The sequence below is a fragment of the Sphaerochaeta sp. genome, from assembly GCA_022482495.1.
In the GTDB taxonomy this organism is placed as follows: Bacteria; Spirochaetota; Spirochaetia; order Sphaerochaetales; family Sphaerochaetaceae; genus RUG023.
Map to the genome: position 1 here is coordinate 203,311 of JAKVPA010000002.1, position 15,790 is coordinate 219,100.

The 15,790-nt window shown below is 59.0% G+C and carries 13 protein-coding genes; 11 read left to right on the plus strand and 2 right to left on the minus strand.

What is annotated here, in order from left to right:
- Positions 1–2: 2 nt before the first annotated feature.
- The 5 genes from LKE28_03615 to lnt all read left to right on the plus strand — a co-directional run bounded on the left by LKE28_03615 (position 3) and on the right by lnt (position 5,687).
- The gene (locus tag LKE28_03615; GenBank protein MCH3907340.1) at positions 3–1,019 is read left to right on the plus strand and encodes an ABC transporter ATP-binding protein; all 1,017 of its coding nucleotides are present in this window, start codon (positions 3–5) and stop codon (positions 1,017–1,019) included.
- Complete coding sequence (locus tag LKE28_03620) at positions 1,003–1,869, plus strand: dipeptide/oligopeptide/nickel ABC transporter ATP-binding protein (GenBank protein ID MCH3907341.1); 867 nt, start codon at positions 1,003–1,005, stop codon at positions 1,867–1,869. Before LKE28_03615 ends, LKE28_03620 begins: the two co-directional genes overlap by 17 nt.
- Entirely contained in the window at positions 1,866–2,696 is an 831-nt protein-coding gene (locus LKE28_03625) for a hypothetical protein (protein MCH3907342.1), read from the plus strand. The genes LKE28_03620 and LKE28_03625 overlap by 4 nt, the downstream gene beginning before the upstream one ends.
- Positions 2,614–4,116 carry a glycoside hydrolase family 3 C-terminal domain-containing protein gene (locus tag LKE28_03630; GenBank protein ID MCH3907343.1) on the plus strand — a complete coding sequence of 501 codons (1,503 nt, stop codon included), beginning with the start codon at positions 2,614–2,616 and terminating at the stop codon, positions 4,114–4,116. Before LKE28_03625 ends, LKE28_03630 begins: the two co-directional genes overlap by 83 nt.
- Before the next feature lie 74 nt (positions 4,117–4,190).
- Positions 4,191–5,687, plus strand: a complete 1,497-nt coding sequence (lnt, locus tag LKE28_03635; protein MCH3907344.1) for an apolipoprotein N-acyltransferase — start codon at positions 4,191–4,193, stop codon at positions 5,685–5,687.
- 282 nt (positions 5,688–5,969) lie between these two features.
- Here lnt and LKE28_03640 read toward each other — a convergent pair whose 3' ends face one another.
- Complete coding sequence (locus LKE28_03640) at positions 5,970–7,115, minus strand: His/Gly/Thr/Pro-type tRNA ligase C-terminal domain-containing protein (GenBank protein ID MCH3907345.1); 1,146 nt, start codon at positions 7,113–7,115, stop codon at positions 5,970–5,972.
- Positions 7,112–7,738, minus strand: coding sequence for a hypothetical protein (locus LKE28_03645; GenBank protein MCH3907346.1), 627 nt, complete (start codon positions 7,736–7,738; stop codon positions 7,112–7,114). The genes LKE28_03640 and LKE28_03645 overlap by 4 nt, the downstream gene beginning before the upstream one ends.
- 228 nt (positions 7,739–7,966) lie before the next feature.
- On the opposite strand from LKE28_03645, the gene LKE28_03650 reads away from it, so the two are divergent.
- The 6 genes from LKE28_03650 (at position 7,967) to xylA (ending at position 15,759) form a co-directional block, all read left to right on the plus strand.
- Positions 7,967–9,052 (plus strand): sugar-binding protein, encoded by a 1,086-nt coding sequence (locus LKE28_03650; protein ID MCH3907347.1) that lies wholly within the window; start codon positions 7,967–7,969, stop codon positions 9,050–9,052.
- A 72-nt stretch (positions 9,053–9,124) separates the two neighbouring features.
- Positions 9,125–10,690: a sugar ABC transporter ATP-binding protein gene (locus LKE28_03655; GenBank protein MCH3907348.1), complete on the plus strand. Its 1,566-nt coding sequence runs from the start codon at positions 9,125–9,127 to the stop codon at positions 10,688–10,690.
- A complete protein-coding gene (locus tag LKE28_03660; protein ID MCH3907349.1) occupies positions 10,674–11,855 on the plus strand; it encodes a sugar ABC transporter permease in 1,182 nt (393 codons plus the stop codon). The genes LKE28_03655 and LKE28_03660 overlap by 17 nt, the downstream gene beginning before the upstream one ends.
- Before the next feature lie 6 nt (positions 11,856–11,861).
- The gene (locus LKE28_03665; protein MCH3907350.1) at positions 11,862–12,929 is read left to right on the plus strand and encodes a LacI family DNA-binding transcriptional regulator; all 1,068 of its coding nucleotides are present in this window, start codon (positions 11,862–11,864) and stop codon (positions 12,927–12,929) included.
- Complete coding sequence (gene xylB / locus LKE28_03670) at positions 12,929–14,413, plus strand: xylulokinase (GenBank protein ID MCH3907351.1); 1,485 nt, start codon at positions 12,929–12,931, stop codon at positions 14,411–14,413. The genes LKE28_03665 and xylB overlap by 1 nt, the downstream gene beginning before the upstream one ends.
- Before the next feature lie 11 nt (positions 14,414–14,424).
- Positions 14,425–15,759 (plus strand): xylose isomerase, encoded by a 1,335-nt coding sequence (xylA, locus tag LKE28_03675; GenBank protein ID MCH3907352.1) that lies wholly within the window; start codon positions 14,425–14,427, stop codon positions 15,757–15,759.
- Positions 15,760–15,790: the final 31 nt, after the last annotated feature.

The following is a 15,790-nucleotide window of genomic DNA, read 5'->3' on the forward strand; positions in this document are numbered from 1 at the left end:
CCATGGAACGACCATTGTTGGAAGTGAAGCATCTGACCACCTATTACAAGACACGCCAAGGGGAGAAGGTCATCCCGGTGGATGACGTCTCCTTTGAACTGATGGATGGCAAGAGCCTGGGGATCGCCGGGGAATCCGGGTGCGGAAAAAGCACGTTGGCGATGAGCGTGATGGGCTATTATTTCCCGCCGCTGTTCTACCAGAAGGGGAACATCATCATTGACGGAAACGACATCAGCACCCTGGATCCCGAATACATCCACAAGCACGTCTTGGGCCGGGAGATCGCCTACATCCCTCAGGCGGCGATGAACGCGTTGAATCCCACGCTACGGATCATCCGGTTCATCGAGGACGTGATGAAAGCCCACGATCCCACGCTGAGCAAGGCGGAGATCAAAGAGAAGGCGGAGGAACGTTTCTCCGTACTGGGACTTTTCCCCCAGGTGTTGCAGCAGCACGCCGTGGAACTGTCCGGCGGCATGAAGCAACGGGTGGTCATCGCCGTGGCGACGATGCTCAACCCCAAGGTGTTGATCGCCGACGAACCCTCATCGGCGCTGGACGTCACCTCGCAGAAGATCGTCATCAAGCTGCTCCTCCAGCTGATGGAGAAAGGGTTCATCCGCTCCATGGTGTTCATCACCCACGAACTGCCGCTTCTGTACAACATCACCGATGACATCATGGTGATGTACGCCGGCCAATTGGTGGAGCGGGGAAACGCACGGGAGGTGGTGTTCGATCCCCTGCATCCCTATTCCTCCGGCCTGATGGAGTCGATCATTGTTCCGGAAGAAGGGGTGCGGGGGCACAAACTCCAGGCGATTCCCGGGGTGCCACCCAACCTGAAGCATCCACCCCAAGGCTGCAGGTTCGCCCCCCGCTGTCCGTACGCTACGGAGGAATGCAGCCAGGGGCCCATCGCCATGCGGGAAGCCGGAGGCGACCGGTCCTACCGGTGCCGGCTGGATGTCCAGACACTGAAGGAGAAGAACCACCATGGATCAGAACACTGAAGCGAAGCTGTTTCTCAGCGCCCGGGGGCTGACCCGGGTTTTTGGCTCCGGTTCCCGGAAGGTGACGGCCGTCGACCACGTGGATTTTGATTTCCACGAAGGGGAGGTGGTCTCCATCGTCGGGGAAAGCGGAAGCGGCAAGACGACGCTGGCCCGGATGGTGCTGGGGCTTCTCACCCCAACCAGCGGCACGATCTATTTCCAAGGAAAACCAAGGGACATTTCCTCCCGTCGGAAAAAGAAGGAGTACTGGAGGAACATCCAGGCGATCTTCCAGGATCCGTTCTCCACGTTCAACATCTTCAAGCGGGTGGACACCGTCCTGGCCGACTGCGTCAAACTCCGGTCCGGGAAAAAAGTGCCGAGGGAGCAGATGACCGACGAGATGCGGCAGTCCTGCCAGTTCGTCAATCTTCCCTACGACGAGATCTCCAACAAGTATCCGTTCGAGCTCTCCGGAGGGCAGATGCAACGGCTGATGATCGCCCGGATCTTTTTGATGCAGCCGAAGATTCTGATCGCCGACGAACCGACCTCGATGATCGACGCCTGTTCCCGGGCCACCATCCTGGACATGCTGATGGCCCTGCGCGACCGGACCAAGATGACCATCGTCTTCATCACCCACGACATCGGTCTGGCCTACTATGTGTCCGATACGGTGTACATCATGGAACGGGGGAAGTTCGTCGAGCACGGCGTGCCGGACAAGGCGATCCTCCATCCCCAGGACAGCTACACCAAACGGTTGATCAACGATGTTCCCAAAATCTATGAACCATGGGATTTCACCCATGCCAAAGCGATGGAAGTCGCCGCAAAGAACAAGCAACAAGGAGAAAAACAATGAAACAACGCGTGAAGCAGTGGCTCTCAAAGCTGACGTTGGCGCAGAAAGCGCGTCTGGTCAGCGGTGCCGATTGGTGGCGCCTGGTTTCGTACGAGAAGATGGGCATTCCGTCCATCATGGTCTCTGACGGTCCGCACGGACTGAGGACCCAGAAACAGAACCCCCAGCCGTTCGGCCCGGATGACAGCATCCCCGCCACCTGTTTCCCCTCCGGCGCGACGCTGGCCTCCTCGTGGGACCGGAAGGTCCTTGCCACGGTTGGCAAGGCGCTGGGGGATGAGGCCAAGGCGGAAGGGGTCTCCGTCGTGCTGGGACCTGCGGTGAACATCAAGCGCTCGCCGCTCTGCGGACGAAACTTCGAGTATTATTCCGAGGATCCGTTCCTGGCTACCCAGTGCGCCACAGCGTACATCAAAGGGATGCAGGACGAGGGCGTGGGGACGTCGCTGAAACACTTCTGCGCCAACAACCAGGAAGACCACCGGCTGACCATCGACGAGCACATCGACGAACGGACGCTCCGGGAGATTTACCTCTCTGCGTTCGAGACGGCGGTGAAGGAAGCGAAGCCGTGGACCATCATGGCCTCGTACAACAAGATCAACGGGTCGTACGCCTGTGAGCATCCGTACACGCTGCAGTCACGTCCTTCGGGACGATTGGAAGTACCGGGGGCTGGTGATGTCCGACTGGGGCGCCACCAACGACCGGGTGGCGGGACTCATCAACGGACTGGATCTGGAAATGCCGGGAAACAACGGACTGAACGACAAGAAGATCATCCAGGCGGTGAAGAAAGGGACACTCCCCCTGGAGACGCTGGATGAAGCCGTCGCCCATGTCCTGGAACTGATTTACGCTGGGGCGAAGCATCTGGATCCCAAGGCCACCTGCGATCTTTCCAGCCACCATCTCCTCGCCGCGGAAATCGCCAAGGAGTGCATCGTCCTGTTGAAGAACCAGAACGAGATCCTTCCGTTGGGAAGCGACGAGACGGTGCTGGTCGTCGGGCCGTTCGCCCGTACGCCACGCTACCAGGGTGGCGGAAGCTCCCACGTCCATCCCACCCAGATCGAAGCGGCATTGCCCTGCATGGAGAAGCTGGGAAAGATTACGTTCACCGAAGGGTTCTCCGTTGATTCGGACGCCGAGGATCCCGCCGCGGTGGCCAAGGCGCTGGAACTGGCTGCGACCCACCAGAAGGTGGTGGTGTTTGCGGGCATGCCGGATGCCTATGAGTCGGAAGGGTACGACCGTACCCACATGCAGCTTCCTCCCAACCAGAACGCGTTGATCACCGCGCTGGCCAAGGTGAACCCCCACCTCGTCGTGGTGCTTTCCAACGGCTCACCGGTGGAGATGCCCTGGGTCGGGCAAGCCGAAGGGATCGTCGAAGGTTATCTGGGAGGACAGGCCTCCGGCAAGGCGATGGCGGACATCCTGTATGGGGTGGACAACCCATCGGGCCATCTTGCCGAGACGTTCCCGCTCCGATTGGAGGACACACCGGCCTACCTGAACTTCCCCGGCGCCCAGGGAGAGGTGGACTACCGGGAAGGAGTCTTTGTCGGATACCGGTACTATGACGCACGGAAGATGCCGGTGCTGTTCCCCTTCGGCCACGGACTGTCCTACACGACGTTCCGGCTGACCGACCTTCGGGTGGACAAGAGCGCGATCCAGGATACCGGGAGCGTCACCGTGACGGTGGACGTGACCAACATCGGGGCGCGGTGTGGCAAGTGTGTCGTCCAGCTGTACGTCCAGGATACCAGCAACGAGGTCATCCGGCCGGTACGGGAACTGAAGGAGTTCGCCAAGGTGGAACTGCAGCCGGGAGAACGGAAAACCGTTTCCTTCACATTGGGGTACCGTTCGTTCGCCTATTTCGAGCCACGGATCGAAGACTGGCGGGTTCCGACCGGGGAGTACGTCATCCACGTCGGATTCTCTTCCCGGGATCTTCCCTTGTCGGCGAAAGTGCGTGTCGCTTCGACTCGCCCGGTTCCCAAGGTGTTCTCCCTGAATACGCCGATGGATGAGATCATGAACCATCCACTGGGACGGAAGCTGGTGATGGATCGCCTGTCGCACAGTCCGCTTGCCGCTGCCGGTACGGACAAGATGGTGGCGCAGATGATGACCACCATGCCGCTTCGGGCGGTGGTGGACTTCAGCCAAGGCCTGATTTCCGAGAAGGACGCCCTGGCGTTGGTCGCCGCGCTGAACAAGGCGGAAAAGACGTGAGGGACTGAAACGTTCCATCGGGGAGGGGAAACCCTCCCTTTTCCTTTTTCCCAAAGATCAGTACGTTGGAAGGCATGAGACGGTTTTGGCGGGAAGTGGGGAGATTTTTGGGTGAGACGGGGATTTTGATCGGAGCGGCGTTCCTCCATGCGCTGGCGTTCCCCAATTTTCTCAATGCGGCAGGGTGGGGGTTCCTGGCCTGTTTCACGATGATCCCCTTCTTCTGGGTGATCGACCGGGCCCATTGGCGGGTCGTCTGGCTGGAGGGCGCCATCTACGGTTTCGTCTTCTACCTGGTGTACAACTACTGGCTGAAGACGTTCCATCCCCTGGCCATTTTGATCGCCCCGTCGCTGGAAGCGTTGCAGTACCTGCTGTTGTTCCCCATCCTTAAGCTGGGGCATACGTTGCCACGGAGGCGAGGGTATCTCCTGCAGACGCTGCTGTACGTCACCTATTCGTTTCTGACGCAGCAGGGCTTCCTTGGCTATCCGTACGGCAACCTCGCCTCTGCGTTCTACGCCTACCCGGTGTTGATCCAGATCGTCTCCATCACCGGGGTGTGGGGCCTGGTTTTCTTGATGGCCGCCCCCCAGAGCTGGATCGCCTCGTTTCTGAATCGCCGCATTACGCTCAGGGAGAGCCGTGTGGATATGGTCGTCTACGCGGTGTTGGTTGCCTTCCAGCTGGTCTTCGGCTTGGTATCGTACCATCACTATGAGAAAGCCACTCCGTCCCGGACGTTCCGCATCGCCGCCGTCCAGCACTCCGCCGACAGCTGGAAAGGGGGGTACGAGACATACAAGGCCAACTACCAGGTGCTGAAGAATGCCAGTGTGGAAGCGCTCCAGGCAAAGCCTGACATGATCCTCTGGTCGGAGACGGCGTTCGTTCCGTCCGTCTCCTGGCACACCGAACACCCCAGCAACTATCTGACATCCCAGCTGGTGGATGACTTCGTCAGCTTCGGCAAGAGCCTTCCCGTTCCGCTGGTGACGGGAAACCCGGAAGGGTTGGTCAAGGACAAGGATCTTCCCCCGTTCCTGGAAGATGGGTCGTGGAACTGGAAGACGTACAACACCGTCATTCTGTTCGGGGGCGGAAACATCCTTGGCACATATCGCAAGCAGCACCTGGTGCCATTCACCGAGTACTTCCCCTATGAGAAAGAATTCCCCTGCCTTGTACGCCCTGCTGAAGGCCAACGATTACAAGTGGTGGGAGAAGGGGACGGAAGCCACCGTCTTCTCCTACGACGGCGTCCGCTTCTCCACGCCGATCTGCTTCGAGGATATCTTCGGGTCGCTGAACGCCACGTTCGTCCGAAACGGCGCCGACATGCTGGTCAACCTGACCAACGACAGTTGGTCCGGTTCGGTGGCCGCCGAGATGCAGCACCTCGGGTTGGCCGTCTTCCGGGCGGTGGAGAACCGAAGGCCGATGATCCGGGGAACGAACAGCGGCATCACCTGCCTGGTCACTCCCTCCGGGAAGATCATCGACCCGATGGAGCCGTTCACCAAAGGATGGCGGCTGTACGAAGTGCCCCTGGGGCAGAAGCAGGGGCCTGACGTTCTACACACGCTTCCCCGATCTGTTCGCCTATCTTGCAATGGCCGGATCTGTCGTGCTTCTTTTCTCTGCCATCGTCCATTATCGTCAGGACAAACGGCGAAGCCGGTTTGACCATCTGTTCGATGAGAGTGTGTTCTGGGACGAATGAAGGTCTGCTCTTGGGGATGAAGGCGGAGAGCCGGCAAGAGGCGATGACGTAGTCCAGGTGGGAGAACGTTGCTGCATGCCCAAAAAAAATATCCGGTCCGTTGGGACCGGATGGATTGCTGGTGGAAGGATCAGCGCTTCCTCCACTCCTTGACGACCATCTTGTCGGTGATCTCCTTGGTCAGCTTGGTGATCAAATCCTTCACTTCTGCCGTCAGGTTGTCCAGGTCGAATTCCATCGTGGTGGACAGATCCCGGCGCAGCTTCACTTCCGCCTTGCCGTTCTGCAGGCTGCGGTTTCCGATGGTGATGCGGATGGGTAGTCCGATCAGATCGGCGTCCTTGAACTTGACGCCGGCCGATTCCTTCCTGTCGTCGTACAGCACCTCGATGCCGGCGTCGACCAGTTCCTGGTAGATCTTTTCTCCCACTTCGGGATCCTTTGCCAGACTGACGAAGTGTACCTGGTACGGCGCCACGGTGATGGGCAGTTCCAGCCCGGCGTCATCATGGTATTCCTCGGCCAGGCACGCCAGAAGGCGTCCGACCCCGATGCCGTAGCTTCCCATGATCACCGGTTTCCGCTCGCCGTTCTCATCCTGGAAGTACAGGTTCATCGCCGCGCTGTAGCGGGTCCCCAGCTGGAAGATGTTGCCCGCTTCCACGCCTTTGGAAACCCTGAGCGGAGCTCCGCAGACCGGGCAGAAATAGCCTTCGGCGGCACTGGCGATGTCCGCCACCTGACCATCATAATCCCGTCCGTAGTTGGTGTTCAGGTAGTGGTAGCCTTCTTCGTTGGCGCCGGCCACCAGGTTGTTGCTGTTGGCCACCGAGTCGTCGATGATCTTCACCACCCCTTCCTTGGCGCCGATGGGGGAGCCGAAGCCGGGCACCATGCCGGCGGCGAGGATTTCCTCCGGGTGGGCGGGACGCATCGAGTTGCACTTGGCCGCGTTCTGCAGCTTGTTCTCCTCGATATCCATGTCGCCACGGACCAGGCCGACGATCAACTTGTCCTGTTCGGCGCCGTTGGTGGGATCGATGTACGTGCCCACCATGAACAGCGCCTTGGCCGTCTTCGTCTTGTCGATCTTCAGGAACGCGCACAGCTCGTCGATCGTCTTGGAATCCGGAGTCTTGACCTTTTCCATCGGCTTGGGGTCTTCCTGCAGGTACTCTTTCTTGAACTTGGCTACCTGGCGGTTGGCCGTGTAGCCGCACGCAGGGCAGAGGACGATGGTGTCCTTCTCCGATCGGGGAGAGGTACATGTACTCATGGGAGACTTTTCCCCCCCATCATGCCGGAGTCCGCGCCGACGGCGACGACGGGCAGCCCGCACCGTCCGAAGATCCGGAAGTACGCCTTGTAGTGCTCGGCGTACACCTTGTCCAGCCCTTCGGCGTCCTTGTCGAACGAGTAGGAGTCCAGCATGGTGAACTCCCGTACCCTGATCAGCCCGGCGCGGGGGCGGGGATCGTCACGCCACTTGGTCTGGATCTGATAGACCAGCTGGGGGAGTTTCTTGTACGAGTCGATCTCATCCACGGCGACGTCCGTCACCGCTTCCTCGTGGGTCATCGCCAGAACCATGTCCCGTCCCACACGGTCCTTGAACCGTGACATTTCCTTGTCGATGCTGTAGAACCGGCCGGTTTCCTTCCAGATATCGGCGGAGTTGACCACCGGCATCAACATTTCCTGCGCTCCGATGGCATCCATCTCCTCGCGGATGATCTGTTCGATCTTGGTGTTGGAGCGGAATCCGAACGGCAGCATGCTGAACAGGCCCGCGCTCATCTGGTTGATGAATCCGGCTCTGAGCAGGTACTCATATCCTTTGCAGTCTGCCCCGTTGGGAGCTTCCCGCAAGGTTTTTGCGAACATAGTGGACATTCTCATGACAATGACTCCTCCGATGTGACGAAAGCCATTGTAGCGAAACAGGCCGGAGTCCTCAAGCTGTAGGGGGGATATGCGTGCACCTTGCGCGAATGCTGGCGGATTGGGCCAGGTATGGGTTTTTCAGGGAATATCCGCAAACCATAGGAAAGAAAGATTGACAGATGCTGGTTTCGGGTTTGTACTAGATAGTGGAAACGTGCTCGAGCACGAAAAAGGAGAAAAAGGATGAAAAAAGGACTTGTGGTATTGCTGGTCGCCCTGATGGCGATGAGCATGGTGTTCGCCCAGGGCTCCACAGAGAGCACTGCGTCGAACGTGAAGACCATTGGTGTGTCAATGCCCACCAAGAGTCTGCAGAGATGGAACCAGGATGGAAGCAACATGAAGGCCGAGTTGGAAAAGGCCGGATACAAGGTCGACCTGCAGTATGCCGGCGACAATGATATTCCGACCCAGGTCAACCAGGTTGAGAACATGATCCTGAAGGATGACGTGCTGGTCATCGCATCCATTGATGGATCCTCCCTGACCGAGGTCTTGAAGGAAGCCAAGAAGAAGAACATCCCCGTCATCGCCTATGACCGTCTGATCATGAACAGCGACGCGGTGAGCTACTACGCCACGTTTGATAACTTCGGCGTCGGTGTCATCCAGGGCGAGTTCATTCGTGACGCGCTGAAGCTGGACACCCGGTCCGACAGTGTCAACATGGAGTTCTTCACCGGAGCTCCGGATGACAACAACTGCGTCTTCTTCTGGGGCGGCGCCATGTCGATCCTGACCCCGTACATCAAGAGCGGGAAGATCAAAGTATTGTCCGGCCAGACGGAACGGGCACAGTGCTCCACGCCCAACTGGTCCACTGAGGAAGCCCAGAAGCGTATGGAGAACCTGATCACCTCCAACAAGTACGGCCCGAACGGAACCCGTCTGGATGCCGTGCTCTGCTCCAACGACTCCACTGCCCAGGGTGTGACCAACGCGCTGGTTGGCGCCGGATACACCAAGGACAACTTCCCGGTCGTCACCGGTCAGGACTGCGACGTTACCTCCGTCAAGAACATGCTTGCCGGAACCCAGTCGATGTCCGTATTCAAGGACACCCGCACGCTGGCGGCGAAAGTGGTCGCAATGGTCGATGCGTTGATGAAAGGATCCAAGCCTGAGATCAACGACACCAAGACCTACGACAACGGCACCGGGATCATCCCGAGCTACCTGTGCACACCGGTCTATGCCAGCAAGGACAACATCATCGAGTTGCTGGTGGACAGCGGCTATTACACCAAAGCTCAGATTGGTCTGAAATAACAACCAAATTGGTTCATCATTCAGGTGGGTGGGGTCACCCCGCCCACCTGTCTTCCATGAAGGGGAGTAGAGATGGATGACATCATCCTGGAAATGAAACACATCACCAAGACGTTCCCCGGCGTCCGGGCGCTTGACGACGTCAGCCTGAGCGTTCGTCGTGGAGAGATCCACGCGATCTGCGGGGAGAACGGCGCCGGCAAATCAACGTTGATGAAGGTCCTCAGCGGAGTCTACCCATTCGGCTCCTATGAAGGGGAGATCATCTACGACGGGAAACCATGCGCATTCCAGAGCATCAGGGACAGTGAGAAGACGGGGATCGTCATTATCCACCAGGAGTTGGCGTTGGTCCCCATGCTCAGCATCGGAGAGAACATGTTCCTTGGCAACGAGCAAGGAACGAAATTCAACATTGACTGGAACGAGACGTACGGGAAAGCGGACCAGTATCTCAAGCTGGTCGGCCTGCATGAGAATTCCCATACGTTGATCAAGGATCTTGGGGTAGGGAAGCAGCAGTTGGTGGAGATCGCCAAGGCGCTGGCCAAGGACGTGAAGCTGCTCATTCTGGACGAACCTACGGCGTCGCTGAACGAAGAGGACAGCAAGCATCTGCTGGATCTGTTGCTGGGATTCAAGAAGAAGGGGATGACCTCCATCATCATCTCCCACAAGATCAACGAGATCGCCTACTGCGCCGACTCGGTCACCATCATGCGTGACGGCGCGGTGATCCGTGAGATGACCAAGGAGGAAGGCTTTGACGAAAAGACCATCGTCAACGCCATGGTGGGGCGGGATCTGGCCCATCGCTTCCCCCAGCGCGTCCCCAACATCGGGCCGGTGGTCTTCGAGGTGAAGGACTGGACGGTGTACCACCCGACCTACCACGACAAAAAGGTGTGCAACGACATCTCCATCACGCTCCGCAAAGGGGAGATCCTGGGCATCAGCGGACTGATGGGCGCCGGCCGCACCGAATTCGCCATGAGCCTGTTCGGCCACAGCTACGGCACCAACATCACCGGCCATACGTACATCAACGGCAAGGAAGTGGTGATGAAGAGCCCCAAGGAAGCCATCGAGCACAAGCTGAGCTACGTGACGGAGGACCGCAAGGGCAACGGATTGATTCTGCCGGAACCAATCACCACCAACACGACGCTCTCCAGCCTGTACAAGATCGTCAAGAAGGGACGGAAGATCACCATTGACCGGGACATGGAAGTCAACGAAGCGAAGAAGTACATCAAGGAAATGGGGACGAAATGCTCTTCCCATGAGCAGATCGTCAGCAACCTGTCCGGCGGAAACCAGCAGAAGGTGCTGCTGGGCAAGTGGTTGTTCGCCGAGCCGGACATCCTGTTCCTGGATGAACCGACCCGCGGCATCGACGTCGGCGCGAAGTATGAGATTTACTGCCTGATGAACTCCATTGTGGAGAAGGGCAAGTCAATCATCATGATTTCGTCCGAAATGCCGGAACTTTTGGGGATGTGCGACCGGATCTACGTGATGAGCGAAGGTCGGATCGCCGGAGAATTGACGCACGAGGAAGCTACCCAGGAGAAGATCCTGACCATGATCCTCAACAGTGAAAAAGGGAGAGTGAACTTAGATGGAAGGAAAGATTGAAAAGAAATCAGGGATCAGGACGAACGCCATTCTGCTCGCCCTGGTCTCCGTGATGGTGCTGTTTGAGATTTTGATCAGGGCTGAAGGAAAAGGTTCCTTGTTCGCTCCGGCGAACATCTCCAACCTGATCAACCAGAACGCCTACGTGGTGATCCTGGCCGTCGGCATGCTGCTGTGTATCCTCACCGGTGGGAACATCGACCTTTCCGTCGGTTCGATCGTCTGTCTGGTCGGAGCGGTGGCCGGTACGTTGATCGTCAACATGGGGATGAACATCTACCTTGCCATCATCATCTGCCTGCTGTTCGGCATCCTCTTGGGCGCCTGGCAGGGCTACTGGATCGCCTATGTCCGCATCCCGCCGTTCATCGTCACGCTGGCCGGCATGTTGTTGTTCCGCGGACTTGCCAACGTCATCCTCAACGGACTGACCATTTCCCCATTCCCGGAGAACTACCTCAGGCTGTTCACCAGCTACATTCCGGAGTCGGACAACGACGCGTTGCAGATGACCGTCTCCCTCTCTGTCGCCGGGGTGATCTGCATCCTGTACGTGATCAGCGAGATCGCCAGCCGCAAGGACAAGATCCGCAAGGGCTATGCCACGGAAAGTTCCGGGGCGATGATCACCAAGACGGTGTTGATCTGCGCGTTCGCCATGGCGTTCGCCACGTTGCTCGGCCTGCACAAAGGCCTTCCCATCGTGCTGGTCTGGCTGGCCGTGATCATCTTCGTCTATGGCTACTTCACCAACAGGACGGTTCCCGGCCGGTATTTCTACGCCATGGGCGGCAATGAGAAAGCTGCCATTCTTTCCGGCATTGACACCAACAAAGTATTGTTCTTCGCCTACACCAACATGGCCTTCCTCTCCGCCATCGCGGCCCTGGTCTGCTGCGCGCGTTTCAACAGCGCCACGCCGTCGGCCGGTACGTCGTACGAGATGGATGCCATCGGTTCCTGTTTCATCGGTGGCGCCAGCGCCTACGGTGGTTCGGGAACGGTGGGGGGCGCCATCGTCGGCGCGCTTCTGATGGGCGTTCTGAACAACGGTATGTCCATTCTGGGAATCGACGCGAACTGGCAGAAGGCGGTCAAAGGTCTGGTACTGCTCGCAGCGGTCATCTTTGACGTCCTTTCCAAGAAACGAAGGAAGAACGACTGAGACGCCATGGTGACCATCAAGGAAATCGCAGAGAAGACAGGCTTTTCCCGTGGGACGGTGGATCGGGTCCTGCACGGCAGACCGGGGGTGAATCCCCAGACGGTCCGCCTGGTGATGCAGGTCGCCGCCGAACTGGGATACCACGCCAACGCCGCCGGCGTCCTGCTTGCGGCGCGCAAGCGTCCCACCCGCATGGGATGCCTGCTCCCTGATGTGGGCAACGATTTCTTTCGTGACGTGATGAGCGGTCTGGTGGCCGCGCAGAAGGAACTCTCCTGTTACGGGCTTTCGCTGACCATCAAGCACCTGCGGGGCTTTGATGGGGAAAAACACCTGAAGGGCATCGATGAGTTGATCGAAGAGGGGTGCAACGCGTTGCTCCTGACGACGATCAACTCCCAGGAGATCCGCCAGAAGATCGACACGCTGGTCGACCAAGGCATCCCGGTGGCCTGCATCAACACCGATGTCCCCTCGTCCAAACGATTGTTCTACGTGGGAACGGACTACTACAAGTCAGGCAAGACGACGGCGGGGCTTCTCTCCATGATGGAGCGCACGCCGCAGAAGGTGCTGGTGTTCACCGGATCATTTGACATCTTCGGCCACAACGAACGCATCCGAGGGTTTTTGGATGAACTGCATGAGAAAGGCATTCCGTTTGAGGTGGTTGGCAAGGAACAGACGCTGGATGACAACGTCGTCGCCTACCAGGTGGCCAGCAAGCTGTTTCCCCTGCATCCGGAGGTGACGACGGTGTTCATCGTCGCGGGAGGCGTCTACGGCGTCTGCCGCGCCTTGGAGGAGAGCGGGCTTCCCAACAAGCCGCATGTCTTCTCATTTGATGACATCCCGGATACGGTGCGCTATCTGAAGGATGGTGTCATTGACGCAACGGTGACCCAATGGCCGTATGACCAAGGGTACCAAGGGGTCAAACGGTTGTTTGAGGCCGTCATTGAGCAACATGGAACCAATGGATTCATGGGAAAAAACCGCAACCTGATCCTCTCCCCCTTGATCTTCATCAAGGAAAACGTCAGGAGCGGGTGTGATACGATGGAGGCAACGTGATGGGTATTACGGCAGGATTGGATGTCGGTACGCAGAGCACCAAGCTGGTCTGCTACGATCCTGAGCAAAAGGCGGTCGTCGCCAAGGCATCGGCGTCCTACGCGCTGGTCAGCAAGGATGACGGGACGCGGGAGCAGGAGGCGTCTTGGTTCACCGACGCGGTGAAGTCCTGCTTCTCCCAGATTCCTGGGGAAATCCGCAAGCGCGTCACCGCCATCGGGGTTTCCGGGCAGCAGCACGGCTTCGTGCCGCTGGATGCCAACGGGGAAGTCATCGCTCCGGTGAAACTGTGGTGCGATACCTCGACAGCCAAGGAATGCGCCCAATTGACCGAAAAACTGGGGGGGGCCAAGGCGGTCTTTGCGTTGATCGGCAACCAGATCCTTCCCGGCTACACGGCGGGGAAGATCTTCGCGATGAAGCTGCACCAGCCAAACCTGTTCCGTCGTCTTGCCCATATCCTGCTTCCCCACGATTACGTGAACTATTATCTCACCGGCCGGTATGTGATGGAGCCGGGAGACGCCAGCGGGACTGCGTTGTTCGACATCAGCCGGAGGACGTGGTCCACCCAGGTGCTCCAGGCCATCGACCCGGAGGCGAATTGGGACGCGCTGCTTCCCCCGCTGGTTCCTTCCTCCCAGGTGATCGGGAACCTGACGCCCAAGGCGGCGCTCCAGCTGGGGCTGGATGAAAGCGTGGTGGTCTCCGCCGGCGGCGGGGACAACATGATGGCGGCCATCGGCACGGGATGCGTCAGCCAGGGGGTGATGACGGTCAGCATGGGAACCAGCGGAACGTTGTTCGGCTACAGCGGCAAGCCCATCGCCGATCCATCGGGATGTCTCGCCGGTTTCTGCAGTTCCTCCGGTGGTTGGCTTCCCCTGCTGTGCACGATGAACTGCACCGTGGCGACGGAGGAAGTACGGTCCTTGTTCGACTTGGACGTCGTCACGCTGGACGGCATGGCGGCCACCGAGCCGATCGGAGCCCGCGGGGTGACGATGCTGCCGTATTTCAACGGGGAACGTACCCCGAACTATCCCAACGGCAAGGCGGTGCTGGCCGGTTTCACGTTGGACACGATGAAAAAGAGCGTCATCGCCCGGGCGGCGTTGGAAAGCGCCGTCTATTCGCTTCGCTACGGCATGGACGCGTTCGTCGCGCTGGGGTTCACCCCCACCTCGATCGTCCTGACCGGAGGAGGGGCGAACAGCCCGATCTGGCGCCAGATGGTAAGTGATGTGTTCTCCCTTCCGGTGACCGTACCGGTCATCGGGGAGAGTGCTGCGTTCGGGGCGGCAATCCAGGCGCTCTGGGCGTCCGGGAAGGAAGGAGGCGACCTCGCAGCCATCGTGGCGAGGCATGTCCGGATGGACACGCGTAAGGCATGTGTGCCGGAGCGGGAAGCGAAGGCGGCGTACGATGAGGCGTATCATCGGTTCCTCCGCTACAGCGACACCCTCGCTCCGTTGTTTTCCTGAGGAGGTACAGGATGCAGGACTATTTTGTCGGAGACCGGGAGTATTTCCCCGGCATCAAGAAGATCCAGTATGAAGGCAAGGAGTCACAGAACCCGCTTGCGTTCCATTTTTATGACGCAAAGAAGAAGATCGGGGGCAAGACGATGGCCGAGCATCTGCGCTTCGCCACGGCATACTGGCACAGTTTCTGCGCCAACGGCACCGACCAGTTTGGCAGCGGGACGCTGCAGTTCCCATGGGACGACCCGGATCCCAAGGCCAAGGCCCGCAAGAAGGCCGACGCCGCGTTCGAGTTCATCACCAAACTGGGCACGCCGTTCTACTGTTTCCATGATGTGGATGCGTCATGGGAAGGGGACAGCGCGGAAGCGTACGTGGAGAACTACCACCAGACGGCCGACTGGCTTCTGGAACGGCAGAAGGCCACCGGGGTGAAGCTCCTGTGGAACACCTCCAACGTGTTCAGCCATCCCCGGTACATGAATGGCGCGGCTACCAACCCGGAATTCGACATCCTCTGCCGCTCCGCCGTGCAGGTGAAGACCAGCCTGGACGTCAACGTGCAGCTCGGTGGCCAGAACTACGTGTTCTGGGGAGGCCGGGAAGGGTACATGACGCTTCTGAACACCAACATGAAACGGGAGCGCGAGCATCTGGGCCGGTACCTTGCCATGGCGCGTGACTACGGACGGAAGATTGGGTTCACCGGGACGTTCCTCATCGAACCGAAGCCGATGGAACCGACCAAGCACCAGTACGACTACGATGCCCAGACGGCCATTGCGTTCATCAGGGAGTTCGGGCTGGAGAAGGATTTCAAGTGCAACATCGAGGCGAACCACGCCACGCTGGCCGGTCACTCGTTCGACCATGACCTGCAGGTGTGCGCCGACAACGGCCTCTTGGGTTCGGTGGACGCCAACCAGGGAGACCGGTTCAACGGATGGGACACCGACGAGTTCCCGTCGGATGTGTACGAGACGACCCGTGCCATGCTGGTGATCCTCCGCAGCGGAGGACTGCACACCGGCGGACTGAACTTCGACGCAAAGCGTCGGCGCAACTCCACCGATCCGGAAGACCTGTTCATCGCCCACATCGGAGGGATGGACTCGTTCGCCCTGGGTCTGGAGATCGCCTACCGGATCATCCAGGACGGCAAGCTTGACAAGTTCGTTACGGACCGCTACACCTCGTACGACACCGGACTGGGCAGGCAGTTCGAGGACGGAAAGCTGGATTTCGCCCAGCTGGCCGAGCACGGCATGCACGCGCCCTGCAGGCTGGTCAGCGGGAAGCAGGAGTACCTGAACAACCTGTTGAACGACTACCTGTTTGGTCGGTAAAAAAAATCCATGCGGTTGCATGGATCTTACA

Coding starts and splice junctions, on each gene's coding strand:
- LKE28_03655 (MCH3907348.1), top strand. CDS start 9,125: ATGGATGACATCATCCTGGAAATGAAACACATCACCAAGACGTTCCCC.
- LKE28_03645 (MCH3907346.1), bottom strand. CDS start 7,738: ATGAGAATGTCCACTATGTTCGCAAAAACCTTGCGGGAAGCTCCCAAC.
- LKE28_03660 (MCH3907349.1), top strand. CDS start 10,674: ATGGAAGGAAAGATTGAAAAGAAATCAGGGATCAGGACGAACGCCATT.
- LKE28_03630 (MCH3907343.1), top strand. CDS start 2,614: ATGCCGGGAAACAACGGACTGAACGACAAGAAGATCATCCAGGCGGTG.
- LKE28_03615 (MCH3907340.1), top strand. CDS start 3: ATGGAACGACCATTGTTGGAAGTGAAGCATCTGACCACCTATTACAAG.
- LKE28_03650 (MCH3907347.1), top strand. CDS start 7,967: ATGAAAAAAGGACTTGTGGTATTGCTGGTCGCCCTGATGGCGATGAGC.
- LKE28_03665 (MCH3907350.1), top strand. CDS start 11,862: ATGGTGACCATCAAGGAAATCGCAGAGAAGACAGGCTTTTCCCGTGGG.
- LKE28_03640 (MCH3907345.1), bottom strand. CDS start 7,115: ATGAGTACATGTACCTCTCCCCGATCGGAGAAGGACACCATCGTCCTC.
- xylB (MCH3907351.1), top strand. CDS start 12,929: ATGGGTATTACGGCAGGATTGGATGTCGGTACGCAGAGCACCAAGCTG.
- xylA (MCH3907352.1), top strand. CDS start 14,425: ATGCAGGACTATTTTGTCGGAGACCGGGAGTATTTCCCCGGCATCAAG.
- lnt (MCH3907344.1), top strand. CDS start 4,191: ATGAGACGGTTTTGGCGGGAAGTGGGGAGATTTTTGGGTGAGACGGGG.
- LKE28_03620 (MCH3907341.1), top strand. CDS start 1,003: ATGGATCAGAACACTGAAGCGAAGCTGTTTCTCAGCGCCCGGGGGCTG.
- LKE28_03625 (MCH3907342.1), top strand. CDS start 1,866: ATGAAACAACGCGTGAAGCAGTGGCTCTCAAAGCTGACGTTGGCGCAG.